This window comes from Methylosinus sp. (assembly GCF_036560965.1).
Classification (GTDB): Bacteria; Pseudomonadota; Alphaproteobacteria; order Rhizobiales; family Beijerinckiaceae; genus Methylosinus.
Genome location: NZ_DATBQF010000079.1, coordinates 49181 through 64525, shown reverse-complemented (window position 1 = coordinate 64525; position 15345 = coordinate 49181). Strand labels below are relative to the sequence as shown.

The following is a 15345-nucleotide window of genomic DNA, read 5'->3' as shown; positions in this document are numbered from 1 at the left end:
TGGGTCCGCAGGTGGTGGAGGCGCGGCTGTGGCGCTTCACGGTTCTGGATGTGACGATCGGGACGGCTTCGGCGATCGCTTTCGCTCTGTTCGTCTGGATGGTGCGTCAGGATTTGTCGCGGATGGACCGTGACGACGAGCAGGAGACGGCGACGGTTCACCGCCTGCCGACCCGCCGCGCAACGGCCGAGCCGACCCCGGCCGAGGCTGCGCAAGAGCTGGACGGCGAGCTTCCCAGCGCCTCCGCCGGCTGAGGCCGCCCGGCGTCGGACCTCTTCCGCGTCAAAAAAATCCACGCCGCGCCCAAAAAATCCGCGCCGAGCCCAAAAAATCCGCGCCGAGCCATGGGAAGGCGCGCGCGGCGGCATATCTGGTCATAGCGATCCTGTCTTCCGCTCGAGGAGAAAGACGCATGGCCAATCGTGAAATCCACTCCCGTCAAAAAGCCGCGCTCGAGACGCCGACCGGCCTCTCGTCCCAGGCCACGCGGGATGTGACGGGCGCGCTCAACGCCGTGCTCGCGGATATTTTCGCTCTCTATCTGAAGACGAAGAATTTCCACTGGCACGTGTCCGGCCCGCATTTTCGCGACTATCACCTGCTCCTCGACGAGCAGGGCGCGCAGATTTTCGCGACGACCGACGAAATCGCCGAGCGCGTGCGCAAGGTCGGCGGCACGACGCTGCGCTCGATCGGCCATATCGCCCGGCTCCAGCGCGTGCTCGACAATGACGCCGATTATGTCGAGCCGCAGGACATGCTGGCGGAGCTGCGCGACGACAATGGCGCGCTGGCGGCGCGCCTGCGCGAGGCGCATTCCATCTGCGACGAGCGCGGCGACGTCGCCACCGCCAGCCTTCTCGAAAATTACATAGACGAGGCGGAAAGGCGGGTCTGGTTCCTCTTCGAGGCCGGGCGTCGCGGCAACGCTTGACGCGGATCATCGGCCGCGGCGGCCCTGTTCCATGTCGTTCCCATTGCCCGTTCCCATTGCCCGTTGCGAAGGCGCGCGGCCGCGTGTAGGTGTGACGGGCATAGAGGTCCCATGCGCAACCCACCTCCTCAGGCCGTCCGTCTCGCCGATTATCGCCCGCCCGCATTTCTCATCGATGCGGTCGATCTGGATATTTCGCTGCACCGCAGCGAGACGCGCATCGTCGCGCGCCTCGCGATCCGGCGCAATCCGGCCGGATTGAGCGGCGCTCCGCTCGCGCTCGACGGCGATGGGCTCGTCTTGCGCCGCGCGGCGCTCGACGGCGCCCCGCTGTCGCCCGAGGCCTATGAGGCGACGCCCGATTCCTTCGTGCTGCGCGTCCCGCCCGAGCGGCCCTTCACGCTGGAGATCGAGACGGTGGTCGATCCTTCGGCCAACACGCAATTGAGCGGGCTCTATCGCTCCGGCTCCGCCTATTGCACGCAATGCGAGGCGGAGGGCTTCCGCCGCATCACCTATTTCCTCGATCGGCCCGATGTCCTGAGCGTCTACACGACCCGCATAGAGGCCGAGAAGAGCGAAGCCCCGGTGCTGCTCGGCAATGGCAATCCGATCGCCTCCGGCGATCTCGACGGCGGTCGGCATTTCGCGGTCTGGCGCGATCCGTTCCCCAAGCCCTGCTATTTGTTCGCGCTGGTCGGCGGCGATCTCGGCCATATTTCGGATCGCTATCGCACGCGCTCCGGCCGCGATGTCGCGCTCGGCATTTATGTCGAGCGCGGCAAGGAGCCATTCGCCTCCTATGCGATGGATTCGCTGGTGCGCTCCATGCGCTGGGACGAGGAGGCCTTCGGCCGCGAATACGACCTCGACGTGTTCAACATCGTCGCCGTCTCCGACTTCAACATGGGCGCGATGGAGAATAAGGGCCTCAACATATTCAATGACAAATATGTTCTGGCCTCGCCGGAGACGGCGACCGACTCCGACTACGCCGGCATAGAGTCGGTCATCGCCCATGAATATTTCCACAATTGGACCGGCAATCGCATCACCTGCCGCGACTGGTTCCAGCTGTGCCTGAAGGAAGGCCTGACGGTCTACCGCGATCAGGAGTTCTCGGCCGACCAGCGGTCTCGCGCGGTAAAGCGGATCGCCGATGTGCGTGGCCTGCGGTTGCAGCAATTCCCGGAGGACGCCGGCCCGCTCGCCCATCCGGTGCGGCCGAGCCTCTATCACGAGATCAATAATTTCTACACGGCGACCGTCTACGAGAAGGGCGCCGAGATCGTCCGCATGCTGAAGACGCTGATCGGCGAGGCCGATTTCCGTCGCGGCATGGACCTTTATTTCGAGCGTTTCGACGGCACGGCGGCGACGGTCGAGAATTTCCTCGCCTGCTTCGCCGAGGCGTCCGGCCGCGATCTCGCGCAATTCGCGCTCTGGTACGAGCAGGCCGGCACGCCGCTCGTCTCCGTCGAGAGCGAATATGACGCCGGCGCCAAGACCTTGACGCTCTCCCTCGAGCAATCGACGCCGCCGACGCCCAGCCAGAACGAGAAGAAGCCTTTCGTCATTCCGCTGGCGCTCGGCCTCATCGGCGAGAATGGCGACGAGCTGACGCTTTCCGCCGCGCCGGGCGAGTCCGGCGCCAGCGCGGAAGAATGCGCGCGCGGCGTCGTCGAGCTCTCGACGCGCAAGCGCAAGGTGGTGTTCGAGAATGTGCCGTCGCGTCCGGTGGTGTCGCTGCTGCGCGGCTTTTCCGCGCCCGTGCGCCTCGCCCCGCCGCAAGCGGCCGAGGATCTCGAGCGGCTGCTCGCCCATGACAGCGATTCCTTCAATCGCTGGCAGGCGGCGCAGAGCCTCGCGCTGCGCTCCATCTTGTCGCGCATCGAGGCCGCGCGCGGCGGCTCTGCGGGTGTGGACGACGGCGCCTTTCTCGACTCGCTGAAGCGCCTCGTCGAGGCGGGGGAGGGCGACCCGAGCCTCGTCGCCCAGGCGCTCTCGCTGCCGTCCGAGATCGACATAGCGCGCGAGATCGGCAAGGATGTCGATCCCGATGTCATCTTCACGGCGCGCTCTGGATTGAAGCGCGATCTCGGTCGCCATTTGGCGGCGGCGCTCGTCGAGGCGCATGCCCGCTTCGCGCCGCAGGAGGGTTTTTCGCCGGACGCCGCCAGCGCCGGACGGCGCGCCATGCGCAATGTCGCGCTCGATCTGCTGGCCGCGGGCGATGCGGCGCTGGGCGGCCCGCTGGCCGAGCGGCAATTCGCCGAAGCGACCAATATGACCGATCGCATCTGCGCGCTGGCGACCTTGTCGCATCTGCCGGGCGAGGCGCGCGAGCAGGCCTTCGTCGATTTCTACGAGCGCTACCGAAACGATCACCTCGTCCTCGACAAATGGTTTTCTCTGCAATCGACCATTCCGGAGGTCGAGACCACGGCGCGCATCGCGCGGCTGATGGAGCATGAGGATTTCTCGCTCGCAAATCCCAATCGCGTGCGCGCCGTTGTCGGCTCCTTCGCCAATGGCAATCCGACGCGTTTCCACGCGCTGGACGGTTCCGGCTACGCGCTGCTCGAGCGGGTGGTGCTGGAGCTCGACCCGAAGAATCCGCAGCTCGGCGCGCGGCTGCTCTCGGCGCTGCGCTCCTGGCGCTCGCTCGAGGGGCGGCGCCGCGGAATCGCCGAGGCGACGCTGCGGCGCATCCTCGCCGCGCCCGATCTCTCGGCCGATGTCTCCGACATAGCGACGCGCGCGCTCGGCTGAGCGTTTACGTCCCATTAAGCTCTGGACAAATGGCCTCCGCCGGATTCGAATGGGCCTGATTCGGGGCGGGATGCGGCGCGTTTTTCCCCCTCTTCGACCACTGGCGGGGACTTCCAAAAATGGCGCGTGAACGCGCAGCCAATACGACGACTTGCGCCGATACGTCATGGAGCGCTGCGGGCTCCGTGAGCGTCGGCCGGGCGATTGCAGAACGGCTGAGCGCCCGTCATGTGACGATCGCGCTCGGACTCTGCGCCGCCGCGCTCGGCGCGCTGCTCTTCGCGCTGGCGGAGGCCGCGCATGAGCGGACATTGACGGAGGCCGCGCAGGATCTCGAGATCTTCGCCCGCGCCATTTCCCGCGACGTCGACGCGACTCTGCGCATCGGCGCCGCCACTCTGCCGGATTACGCCGTCTCGCGCGGGCGCCGCGTGGCCGTCGCCGACGGGGCGGGCCGCATCGTCGCGGCGACCCCGCCGCTGGACGCCTCGGGCGCGCTCGCCAGCCTGCTGGGCGCCGAGCCGCTATTGACCGAATTCGCCGATAAGGCGGGCGTCATGCGCGTCACCTTGGCCGATGGGCGTATGGCGCTCGCGACGGTGCGCAATCTCGCGCCGGGAGCGGGGCAGGTGGCGGCGATCCTCCCTTATGAGGCCGCGCTGGCCGATTGGCGCGCCTTTGTCGCGCGCTATGCGGCGCTGTCGGCGGCGGCGACGCTGGCGACGGCGCTCGGTCTCTGGGGCTTCGGGCGTGAGGTGCGGCGCGCGGCGCTCGCCGAACGCGCGCAGATCGACATGCGCAAGCGCGTCGACGCGGCGCTCGGCTCCGGCCGCTGCGGCCTGTGGGACTGGGACATTGCGCATGGGCGCATTCATTGGTCCGATTCCATGTTCGGCCTGCTCGGCCTCGCCCCCGAGCCGCGCTCGCTGTCCTTCGGCGAATTGAAGATGCGCCTGCATCCGCAGGATGGCGATCTCGCCGCCATCGTCGAGACGATCGTCGCCTCCGGCTCGAGCGGCATGGATCATGAGTTCCGCATTCGCAATGCGCGCGGCGAATTCGTGTGGCTGCGCGCCTGCGCCGAATTGATCGACGATCCGCAGGGCGGCAAGCGCCTCGTCGGCGTCGCCGTCGATATTTCCGAGCAGCGGGCGCTCGTGGAGGGCGCGGCGACCGCCGACATGCGGCTGCGCGACGCGATCGAGACGATCTCCGAGGCCTTCGTGCTGTGGGACGCGCATAATCGGCTCGTCGCCTGCAATTCGAAATTCCTCGCGCTGCATGGACTCGCCGCCGAAGCCGCGGCGCCCGGCGCGAGCTATGCGCGCCTCATGGCGGGCGCCAGCGCCACGCTCGCCGAGACGCAGATCGTCTCGGACCAGGCCTCTTCCTCGAGCGAACGGACCTATGAGGCGCGGCTCGCCGACGGCCGCTGGCTGCAGATCAGCGAGCGCCGCACCAAGGACGGCGGCTACGTCTCCGTCGGCGCCGACATCACGACGCTGAAGCGCAATCAGGAGAAGCTCATCGACTCCGAGCGTCGGCTGACGGCGAGCGTCACCGATCTGTTGAAGTCCCGTCAGACGCTGGAGGCGCAGGCGCAGCAGCTCGCCACGCTCGCCGAGCAATATCATCTGCAAAAGGGCGAGGCCGAGGCCGCCTATCACGCCAAGTCCGAATTTCTCGCCAATATGAGTCACGAGCTGCGCACGCCGCTCAACGCCATCATCGGCTTTTCGGAAATGATGCAGGCGCAGGTGTTCGGCCAGCTGGGCTCGACGAAATATGTGGAATATTGCAACCACATTCACCAGGGCGGCCGCTATCTGCTCGATGTGCTGACCGATATTCTCGACATGTCGCGCTTGGAGGCGGGGCGCGTGCGCCTCGATCAGCGCGAGGTCGACATCTCCGGCGCGGTGCGGGCGACGGTCGAGCGCTTCCGCCACAGCGCCGAGACCAAGCGCGTCGAGATCAGCGTCGACGCCCGTGATGGGCTGCGCTGCTTCGGAGACCATGACGCGATCGTCAAATCGATCGGCGTGCTCGTTTCCAATAGTCTGAAATTCACCTCGCCCGGCGGCGCCGTGCGCGTGCGCGCGCGCCGGCTCGCGCGTTCTATCGCCATCTTCGTCGAGGATGACGGCTGCGGCATAGAGAAAGCGGCGATCCCCAAGCTCGGCCGGCCCTTCGAGCAGCCGATCGCGGTCATAGAGAATGGCATGAAAGGCTCGGGCCTCGGCCTCGCCATAGCGCGCTCGCTGATGGCGCTGCATGGCGGCGCGCTGCGCATTCGCTCGCATGTCGGGGTCGGCACGGTCGCGATGCTGCGCATTCCCGTGCGGCCGACGACGCGGGCGACGCTCGGGACGAGCGCGCGGCCAGCGTTGCATTGATGCGCCGGCGCTCTCGACCGCGAGCCTTCAGGCTCGCACAACGCGTCTCGCGTCGGAATTCCGTCTCAGGCGACGGCCGCCATCACTCCGCCGCGACCTCCGCCATCTCCCGTCGTGGCGGCGCGAAGGCGAGCTGCGGCTCCCAATAATTGCCCCTGTCGAACATGTGCCGCGCCTGCGCATATTGGAACATGATGCGCGCGACGATCTTCACCGTCTGCGGCTTGCGCAGCGCCGCGCCCCACACTTTGTTCCACATGCGGCCCTCGGCGTCGCCGAGCCTGCGCACATCGGCGGCGATCTGCACCGCCTCCTGCTCGATCTCGCGGAAGGCGCTCGTATCGGGAATCGTCGCGTCGCTCGGTCCGCGCGCACGGCCGAAGGCGTCGATGAAATTCAACATGCGCTCGCCGAAGGCGGAAGGCGCATAGAGCGCGTTGCAGAGATTGTGCAGACCCTCGTTCAGCTCCTCCATGCTCATCGTCACCGGGCGTATATTGGAGCCCCAGGGCACCGCCTGCGTCTCCACAGTGCCTTGCAGCAGCCGGCCCTCCCTGGCCATGCGATCGAACAGCGGCGTCGCCTCGGAGGCCATCAGCGCGCCGAGGCTGTAGATCGGGATCGGCGTCGACATGGCGAATTCATATTGCTGCGAGAAGACATCGGGGCCGTCGTGATCGAAGCCGACGATCATGCCGCCCATCACCGAAATGCCGCGGTCGACGAGCTTCTGCACTTCCTCGACGATGTCGATCTTGAGATTCTGCCGTTTGCCGGTCTCGCGCAGGCTCTCGAGATTGGGCGTCTCTATGCCGATGAACACTTGATGCACGCCGGCCTCGACCAGCATATCCATCAATTCCGCGTCGCGCGTCGCGTCGATGGAGATTTGCGTGACGAAATCCATGGGATGTCCGTCGCGCCGCCATCGCGCCATCGCCTCCAGCAGCTCCTTGCAATGGGCGCGATAGGCGGTGAAATTATCATCCGCCAGGAATGTCGCGCGAAAGCCATGCGCCCATAGCGCGTCGAGCTCGGCGAGCACATTGGCGATCGGCTTGTGGCGCTGCTTGCGGCCGAGATATTGAATCACGTCGCAGAATTCGCACTCGAACGGACAGCCGCGCGATGTCTGCACGGCGCCGAGCATGGCGCGATGATTGGGATAGAGATCCCAGCGCGGCACGGGGCTCGTCGCCAGCGACGGCTTGTCGCCGAAATAGCGATCACGCGGGCGCCCGGCGCGCAGATCGGCGAAGAGCTCCTCGGCGATCTCCTCCATCTCGCCGCTGACCAGCACGTCGCAATGCGCGACCAGATGATCGGGGCTGAGGCTCGCATAGGGGCCGCCGATGATCACCTTCTTGCCGCGGCGACGGAATTCGTCGGCGATCGCGATCATGCGGCGGCGCTGGCTCACCTTGCCGGTGATGGCGATCCAATCCGCGTCATTGTCGAAATCGACAGGCGCGACGCCTTCGTCGCAAATGGCGATCGAGAAATCGGGCGGCGCCATAGCGGCGACGGTCGTCGACGACAGATCGGCCATCATGACGCCGGATCGGCGGCCTGCGGCCAGCAGGATTTCGGCGCCGAAGTAGGTTGGAAAATCAGCAGCAGGATTGATGATGTAAAGGGATGAGGTCATTGCGGGCCCCTTTCCAGTGAATGTCGAATTAATGTCCGCCTTTTTTCTGGCGCGCAAGCCGAAAGCGCGCATCCCGCCGATCATTCAAGCGGCGCCGCGCGCCGCTCGCGGGCTTTTCCACAGGCTCGCATGCATCGCGCGAACGTGACGTAAGTCCGTACAAAATGGCGAAACGTCTTGTGTCTCAACGCCCTTTGTCGCGTGTTCCGGCCCCGGGCGGAGCGACCCCGAGTCGACGCTCGCCGCCTTGTCGCCTAAGCCTCGCGGGGTTGCGGCAAAAACGAATTTCTATGGGTTTTTTGTAGGACACGGCCATCGATGGCGCATGACTAGCCGACGTCCGATCGGCTGGTCGAACGCGGCTCCGGCGATATGAGCTCGAGGGGCTCGCGCCCTATGGCGAGCCGCGTTCTCGATCGCATCGTCGATTTGAAGACGGCGCCGCGACAAGAGATTCGCGCAAATCTGGATTCGAGCGGCGGCGCTGCTCGGCGCCGCTCGCTATCATGATTTCAACGGACATCCGCGCGCGGCGAACGGCGAAGGCGCCGCTATGCAGGGCGCCGTTGATATTGCTCGTCGCTCACCGGCTCGAGCCAATCCGCCGTATTGCCGTCGAGCGCCTCCTGAATCGCGAGATGCGCCATCGCCGTCGTCGGGGTCGCGCCGTGCCAATGCTTTTCGCCCGGCGAGAACCAGATCACGTCGCCCGGCCGGATTTCCTCGACCGGACCGCCCCAGCGCTGCGCCCAGCCGAGGCCGGAGGTGACGATCAATGTCTGACCGAGCGGATGCGTATGCCAAGCGGTGCGCGCGCCGGCCTCGAAGGTCACGTTGACGGCGCGAACGCGCGCCGGCTCGGGCGCTTCGATCAAAGGATCGAGACGCACCACGCCTGTGAAATATTCCGGCTGCGCTTTGGCGGACGGCCGTGAGCCGATGCGCTGGATGTCCATTGCCTTGTCCTCCGTTCCGCTGCTGTCGCCCGCGAGCGAAGCAATGCCTGGACCAGCGCGGGCGAAGGGTTGAAATCCGGGCCGCCCCTCGTCCGATCGACGATAGACGCGACCCGGCCCGCCTCGAAGCGAAATCGCGCGCGCGACTCTATCGAGCGCGCGGGCTCGTCCCGGCGGCGAAACCGGTCGCGAGCGGGGCGACGGGCGCGCTCGGCGGCCGCGTCGCATCGGCGCATGTCGCGGGGAGCGCGACGACGACGCGCAGGCCCGGCTCATTGTCCTCTATGCGCAGCGCGCCGCCATGCAGGCGCGCCACCGCCGCGGCGAGCGACAGGCCGAGCCCCGAGCCCGGCCGCGAGCGTGCGTTCTCGAGCCGCACGAAACGCCCGATCACCCGGTCGCGATCCTTGGTCGCTATGCCCGGGCCGCGATCGGAGATTTCGATCTCTATGCCGTCGCCGGCCCGTCGCGCCGCGACGCGAACCACGGCGCCGGGCTCGTTCGCGCCATATTTCAGCGCATTGTCCACCAGATTGACGAGCGCCTGGCCGAGCAATTCGCGATTGCCGCGAAACGTCAGCCCCTCGGCCGTCGCGAGCTCGATGCGCGCGCCATGCTCCTCGGCGACGGGCTCGTACATTTCCGCTATGTCGGCGGCGACGCGGGCGGCGTCGACTTCGCCCATGAAGTCGCTGCAATAGCCGGCCTCGGCGCGCGCGATCATCAGCAGAGCGTCGAAGATGCGGATGAGTCCGTCCGATTCTTCGATCATGTCGTTCAGCGCATCGCGATAGTGCTCGGTCGTGGAAGCGGAGCGCAATGCGGCGTCGGCGCGATTGCGCAGCCGCGTCAGCGGCGTCTTGAGATCATGGGCGATATTGTCGGAAACCTCGCGCAGACCCGCCATCAGCTGCTCTATGCGCTCCAGCATGGCGTTGAGATTGCCGGCGAGGCGGTCGAGCTCGTCATCGGCGCCCATCAGCGGCAGGCGTTGATCGAGATCGCCGGACATGATGCGGCGCGCCGAGGCGGAGAGCTTGTCGAGCCGCGCCAGAATGCGCCGCGCGACGATGATGCCGCCGAGCGTGCCGATGGCGATGAGCCAGAACAGCGAGGCGACCAGCGCGCGGCGCAAAATCCCGCGCAGCAGCTTGCGGTCCTGCAGATCATGGCCGACCAGCAGGCGGAAGCCGCCGGGAAGCTGAAACAGCCGCATCATCGCGCGATGATGGGCGGTCGCCTCGCCGCGCCGCTGATAGCGCGCCTCCACCAGCTCGGAGCCGTCCGGCAGGTCCGGCGGCAGCTCGGCGATATTGCCGACGACGAGCTCGCCGGAGAAGGTCGTCACCAGATAGAGCGAGGCGCCGGGCGTGCGCACGCGCCGCTCGATCACCTCCACCAGCTGGCGAATGCCGCCTTCCGAATATTGCTCGGCGAGGCCGCGAATATCCGCGTCGATCGTCTGCGCGGTCTGCTCGTCGAAGAGGTCCTCGACATTGATCTGCACCCTGGTCAGCACCAGCGCGGCGCCGATGCCGAAGAGCACCAGATAGGCGAGGGACAGCTTGAAGGCCGTCGTGCGGAAGAGTCTAACGAGCGCCTTCACGGATCATATATCCTGCGCCGCGGATCGTGTGCAGGAGCGGGGTCTCGCGTCCTTTGTCGATCTTGGCGCGCAATCTGGAGATGTGGACGTCGATGACATTGGTCTGCGGATCGAAGTGATAGTCCCACACATTCTCGAGCAGCATGGTGCGCGTCACCACCTGGCCGGCATGTTTCATGAGATATTCCAGCAGACGGAACTCGCGCGGCTGCAGCACGATCTCCTGTCCGGCCGAGACGACCTTATGGGCGAGGCGATCGAGCTCGAGATCGCCGACTCGATAGACCGTTTCTTCCTGCTTGGGTCCGCCGCGGCGGCGGGCCAGCGCCTCGACGCGGGCGAGCAGCTCGGAGAAGGCGTAGGGCTTGGACACATAGTCGTCGCCGCCGGCGCGCAGGCCGCGCACCCGATCGTCCACCTGGCCGAGCGCGGAGAGGATGAGCGCGGGCGTGTCGATCTTCTGCTCGCGCAGGCCCGAGATCAGCGAGAGTCCGTCGAGCTTGGGCAGCATGCGGTCGATGATGAGCACGTCGTAACGGCCTTCCGCCGCCGCCGCATAGCCTTCGAGCCCGTCCGCCGCATGGTCGGCGACATGGCCCTGCTCGCGAAACGCCTTCACGAGATAGGCTCCGGCTTCCGAATCGTCCTCGACGACCAATATTCGCATCTCTCTCATATAGCGCGCCTCGATAAAAAACGGCAGGCCGGCGGATACGCGCCGACCTGCCGCGACTGACGCGGCGGGAGAGGAGACGAACGTCTCCCGCCGTCCTTCATTGCGCGGGCCCGCTACACGGGGGGCGGGCAAACGGGCCTCGCGCAAGAAGCTCGCCGGCGTCAGGACGCCGGATTGACCGATAGGGCCACGAAGCGAGCGCCCTCCGGCGATTTGACCCGCAGCAGGACGGATTTGCGTCCGTCCTTCTTGGCGGCGTCGATCGCCGCCTGGAGATCGCCGCGACCCTTGAGCGTCTGGCCATTGGCCTCGACGATCACATCGCCCTGGCGCAGGCCCTTCTGGGCGGCGGCGCCATTGGGGTCGATGCCGACGATGATGAGGCCCTCGCCGCCGCGGCCGCCGCGCACCTCGGCGGACGGCGCCACCTCTATGCCGTAGGCCGCCAGCGCCGCGCCGGGCTCGACGCCATCGTCGTTGGACTCGGCGGCGGCGGTCTCCTTCTCGCTCGGCAGCTTGCCGAGCTTCAGCTTCACATTCTTCTCGGCGCCATTGCGCAGGAAGGTCAGCTCGGCGCTCTTGCCGGGACCGAGCGTCGCGATGCGGCGGGCGAGATCGCGCGGGCCGTCGACCTTCTGGCCGTCCACGGCGGTGACGACGTCGCCGGCCTTGAGTCCGGCCGCTTCCGCCGGCCCGCCGCGCTGCGGCTGGGCGACCAGCGCGCCCTTGCTCGTCTTGAGCCCCAGGCTCTCGGCGATCTCGGGCGTGATCGGCTGGATGGAGACGCCGATCCAGCCGCGCGCCACCGCGCCCTTGTCCTTGAGCGCTGCGATCACGTCCTTGGCGACCTCCGAAGGAATGGCGAAGCCGATGCCGACCGAGCCGCCCGAGGGCGAATAGATCGCCGTGTTGACGCCGACGACCTGGCCGTGCTCGTCGAAGGAGGGGCCGCCGGAATTGCCGCGGTTCACCGGCGCGTCGATCTGGAGGAAATCATCATAGGGGCCGGCGCCGATGTCGCGGCCGCGCGCCGAGACGATGCCGGCCGTCACCGTGCCGCCGAGGCCGAAGGGATTGCCGACGGCGATGACCCAATCGCCGACGCGCGGACTACCGCTCGCCCAATCGACATGGGGCAGATTATTGCCGTCGCTGATCTTCAGCAGGGCGAGATCGGTGCGCTTGTCGGTTCCGATGATCTTGGCCGGCAGCGTGCGGCCGTCGTCGAAGCTGACCTCCACCTGCGTCGCATTCTCGACGACGTGATTGTTGGTGACGACATAGCCGTCATTGGTGATGACGAAGCCGGAGCCCTGCGCCTGCGTCATATGCTTCTGCTGCCGGCGTCCGCCTCCCTGAGGCTCGCCGAAACGGCGGAAGAAGCGGTAGAGCGGATCGTCCGGCGAGAGCTCGGGCGGCGCGCCGGGAAAGCCGTCCTCGGGACCGCCCGCGGCCTCGAGCGCCTTGGTCTTGATCGCGACGACGGCGGGCTTCACCCGCTCGACGACATCGGCGAAGGATTGCGGGCCGACGGCGGGCAGGGCGCTCTGGGTCTGGGTCGGAGTGGCGGGCGCCTGGCCCCAGGCCAAGGTCTGCGCCGGAGCGAGCAGCGTCGCGCCGAGCGCGAGCGCAGCCGCGCCGGACATGAGGGCGACGCGAAACGGGCGTCCTTCCGGACGACGCCATCGCGCCGTTCGGGATGTGGCGAGAGCTCGACGAAAAACCACCGGCAAGGTCATCAAACCGTCTCCATCGATACGGCCCCCTCGCGCGCTCGCCGTTTGCGAGAAGCGACGGTCCGGGGCGGCGGCGGGGCGTCCGCCTATCGACGATGAAGATGGGGTTTGCGGGCTTACGCCACAGTGGCGGCCGCATGAAACTTTCGTAAGGCGGCGGCGACGCCGCGGGAGAGCGCGAGCTCTGCGGGTGAGCGAGAGCTCCGCAGTCGGCAAGACCTCTGCAGGACAGCGGCGCCTCTGCAGGACCGCGGCCTTTGCTCAGCTCGGCAGCCGCATCGTCACCTCGAATGTAGCGCCCTGAAGCGGCTGCGACCGCGCCGCCAGCGTCCAGCCGTGGCGATCGGCGATCGTCTTGCAGATGGCGAGCCCGATTCCCGTGCCCGGATATTCCGCCTTGCTGTGCAGGCGCTTGAACGGCTCGAAGATCGCCTTGGCATATTTCGTCTCGAAGCCGACGCCATCGTCGCAGACGGAGAGCCGCAGCAATCCGTCCTCGACATGGCCGGCGATGGCGATGCGCGGCGTCTCCCCCGGGCGTCGAAACTTGATGGCGTTGCTGACGAGATTATGCATGAGCCGCGCGAATTGCGGCGGATCGGCCTCGAATGCGACGCAGGGCGCATCGAGGCTGACATCGGCGCCCGATTCCTCGATCAGCTCGGAGATATCGGTCAGCGCCGATTGGATTTCGACGCGCAGGTCGCGCCGCTGCACTTTGAGCGGCGCCTCGACGACGCGCGAATAGACGAGCAGATCGTCGACCAGCTCGCGCGCGCGCAGCGCCGAGCCGCGCATCACCTCGCTCGCATAGGCGACGTCCTTGTGGTCCGAGGAGGCGACGGCGGCGTCGAGCATTTGCGAGAAGGCGACGATCTTGCGCAGCGGCTCCTGCAGATCATGCGAGGCGACATAGGCGAAGCGGGCCAGCCGCTCGTTGACGCGCTCGAGCTCGACGATGCGCTGCTCCAGCGCGCCTTCCGCCGCGAGGCGCGCAGCCTCCTCGCGCTTGCGCTCGGTGACATCCTGCGCATAGCCGTGCCAGACCACCGAGCCGTCGGCCTGACGCACCGGCTGCGCCTGCGTCTCCAGCCAGATCGCCCCCTTGGACGGATGATTGTAGCGGTACTCCTCGCGCAGCAGCGTCATCTGCGCCGCCGAGCGGGCGAAGCTGGCGCGCAAGCGCTCATTGTCGGCGGGGTCGATGCGGCGGAGCATGGGCGCGGCGTTGGTCGCGATCTCCTCCGGCGCGACGCCGAAGACGGTGCGCACATTCTCGGCGAGATAGGGGCAGGAGCCGAGGCCGCCCGTATCGAGCCGGAAGGAGAAGACGACGCCCGGCGCCGCGAGGGCGACGTTGCCGAATTGCTCGACGAGCCGCGCATTCTGCGCCGCGAGCCGCTCCATCGCATGGAGCGTCTCCAGATTGTCGATATGCGTGAGCGTGCGCTGGAAGGCCTCGCCGATGACGACGATGAGCCCGTTCGTCGTCAGAAAGGTGGCGAAGGCGAGCGCATCCTCGACGCCTTCGATCGGCGAGAGCCAGAGCTGGGCGACCACCGCGCTGATGAGCAGAGTCAGCGCGCCGGACACCGCGCCGCCGGTGAAGGAGGCGACGATGACCGGGAGATAGAAGGTGACATAGGTGTGGCCGCCGCTCTCGCCTGCGATGAGCAGGCGCCAGACGACGCCCGTGGCCGCGGCGAGAAGGCCGATGGCGAGGCGCCAGGACAGCGACGAGCGATACCAGCGCACCAGCTGCGGCGCGAGCGCCGTGACGAGCGCGCGGACGCGGCCATGATCGGCGTGCGGCAGATCGGAAGTCGCGGCGGAGGTGGGCTGCCCTTTGACGCTCGACATGATTCGGCTCGCTCGAGGGCGCGGCGGACGCCTGCCTTCGCGTGCTATGCGCCGGCGCCTCGGCTCATTTATGACCGAAAGCCGCGCACAAAAGGTCCTGCGACGAAAAGCCCGTTACACCGCTCTGCTTCCGGGCGTCTGGCCCTGGTCGTAATTGGTGCCGAACACATAGTCCCACCAGATCGCGTGAACGCCGAAGCCGCGCTCCGGATCACGGAAATGATGCAGCATGTGCAGCCGGCGCACCAGATGGCCGAGCTTGGACTTGGGCTGGCCGTGATGCGTCCAGAAATGCACGCAGTCATAGAGCACATAGCCGGCGATGAAGCCAGCCAGCATCGGCCAGGCGAAGTCCCCGCCGACGACGAGGCGAATGAGCGTCAGCGCGATCAGCATGATCGGCGCGGAGAGCAGCGGCGGCATCACGAGCCGCAGCGGATCGCTCGGATAGATGTGATGCACGCCATGGATGAGAAATTGGAAGCGCGGCCCGAGTCCGAAGGGCAGCGCGAACACCGTATGGAACAGGAAGCGATGGCCGAAATATTCGGTGAGCGTCCAGGCTGCATAGCCCATGAGGAAGGCGAAGAGAATGTAGCCCGCGCTCGCATAGCCGCTCGCATAGGCGAGCAGCCAGAGAATGATCGGCCCATAGACGAGCGGCGGGGTCAGATGGTGGACGCGCGAATATTTGTCGAGAATGTCGCTCTCGAACAGGCGCGGCGAGGCGGCGAGCGCGTCGTTTTCGGTCGCAGTCATGG

General features: G+C 67.0%; 10 protein-coding genes and 1 pseudogene. 4 read left to right on the top strand and 7 right to left on the bottom strand.

What is annotated here, in order from left to right; genetic code table 11:
* The 4 genes and pseudogenes from VIF40_RS20200 to VIF40_RS20185 form a co-directional block, all read left to right on the top strand.
* A pseudogene (locus tag VIF40_RS20200) lies at positions 1 to 254 on the top strand (hypothetical protein); the annotation flags it as partial.
* A gap of 158 nt (positions 255 to 412) precedes the next feature.
* The gene (locus VIF40_RS20195; protein ID WP_331939315.1) at positions 413 to 934 is read left to right on the top strand and encodes a DNA starvation/stationary phase protection protein; all 522 of its coding nucleotides are present in this window, start codon (positions 413 to 415) and stop codon (positions 932 to 934) included.
* A 111-nt stretch (positions 935 to 1045) separates the two neighbouring features.
* Positions 1046 to 3706, top strand: a complete 2661-nt coding sequence (pepN, locus tag VIF40_RS20190) for an aminopeptidase N (protein ID WP_331939314.1) — start codon at positions 1046 to 1048, stop codon at positions 3704 to 3706.
* A gap of 119 nt (positions 3707 to 3825) precedes the next feature.
* Entirely contained in the window at positions 3826 to 6102 is a 2277-nt protein-coding gene (locus tag VIF40_RS20185; RefSeq protein WP_331939313.1) for a PAS domain-containing sensor histidine kinase, read from the top strand.
* Between the two features lie 82 nt (positions 6103 to 6184).
* Here VIF40_RS20185 and VIF40_RS20180 read toward each other — a convergent pair whose 3' ends face one another.
* From VIF40_RS20180 to VIF40_RS20150, 7 genes are all read right to left on the bottom strand, one after another.
* Positions 6185 to 7750 carry a radical SAM protein gene (locus VIF40_RS20180; protein ID WP_331939312.1) on the bottom strand — a complete coding sequence of 522 codons (1566 nt, stop codon included), beginning with the start codon at positions 7748 to 7750 and terminating at the stop codon, positions 6185 to 6187.
* A 551-nt stretch (positions 7751 to 8301) separates the two neighbouring features.
* Positions 8302 to 8706 carry a (R)-mandelonitrile lyase gene (locus tag VIF40_RS20175; RefSeq protein WP_331939311.1) on the bottom strand — a complete coding sequence of 135 codons (405 nt, stop codon included), beginning with the start codon at positions 8704 to 8706 and terminating at the stop codon, positions 8302 to 8304.
* Positions 8707 to 8854: 148 nt separating this feature from the next.
* Positions 8855 to 10312: an ATP-binding protein gene (locus tag VIF40_RS20170; RefSeq protein WP_331939310.1), complete on the bottom strand. Its 1458-nt coding sequence runs from the start codon at positions 10310 to 10312 to the stop codon at positions 8855 to 8857.
* Positions 10296 to 10979, bottom strand: coding sequence for a response regulator transcription factor (locus VIF40_RS20165; protein ID WP_331939318.1), 684 nt, complete (start codon positions 10977 to 10979; stop codon positions 10296 to 10298). The genes VIF40_RS20170 and VIF40_RS20165 overlap by 17 nt, the downstream gene beginning before the upstream one ends.
* 170 nt (positions 10980 to 11149) lie before the next feature.
* Positions 11150 to 12727, bottom strand: coding sequence for a Do family serine endopeptidase (locus tag VIF40_RS20160; RefSeq protein ID WP_414684836.1), 1578 nt, complete (start codon positions 12725 to 12727; stop codon positions 11150 to 11152).
* Positions 12728 to 12985: 258 nt separating this feature from the next.
* On the bottom strand, positions 12986 to 14584 hold the full coding sequence (locus VIF40_RS20155; RefSeq protein ID WP_331939308.1) for a sensor histidine kinase: 1599 nt from the start codon (positions 14582 to 14584) through the stop codon (positions 12986 to 12988).
* A gap of 114 nt (positions 14585 to 14698) precedes the next feature.
* Positions 14699 to 15343, bottom strand: coding sequence for a sterol desaturase family protein (locus VIF40_RS20150; RefSeq protein WP_331939307.1), 645 nt, complete (start codon positions 15341 to 15343; stop codon positions 14699 to 14701).
* Positions 15344 to 15345: the final 2 nt, after the last annotated feature.

Coding starts and splice junctions, on each gene's coding strand:
- VIF40_RS20195 (WP_331939315.1), top strand. CDS start 413: ATGGCCAATCGTGAAATCCACTCCCGTCAAAAAGCCGCGCTCGAGACG.
- pepN (WP_331939314.1), top strand. CDS start 1,046: ATGCGCAACCCACCTCCTCAGGCCGTCCGTCTCGCCGATTATCGCCCG.
- VIF40_RS20185 (WP_331939313.1), top strand. CDS start 3,826: ATGGCGCGTGAACGCGCAGCCAATACGACGACTTGCGCCGATACGTCA.
- VIF40_RS20180 (WP_331939312.1), bottom strand. CDS start 7,750: ATGACCTCATCCCTTTACATCATCAATCCTGCTGCTGATTTTCCAACC.
- VIF40_RS20175 (WP_331939311.1), bottom strand. CDS start 8,706: ATGGACATCCAGCGCATCGGCTCACGGCCGTCCGCCAAAGCGCAGCCG.
- VIF40_RS20165 (WP_331939318.1), bottom strand. CDS start 10,979: ATGCGAATATTGGTCGTCGAGGACGATTCGGAAGCCGGAGCCTATCTC.
- VIF40_RS20160 (WP_414684836.1), bottom strand. CDS start 12,727: ATGACCTTGCCGGTGGTTTTTCGTCGAGCTCTCGCCACATCCCGAACG.
- VIF40_RS20155 (WP_331939308.1), bottom strand. CDS start 14,584: ATGTCGAGCGTCAAAGGGCAGCCCACCTCCGCCGCGACTTCCGATCTG.
- VIF40_RS20150 (WP_331939307.1), bottom strand. CDS start 15,343: ATGACTGCGACCGAAAACGACGCGCTCGCCGCCTCGCCGCGCCTGTTC.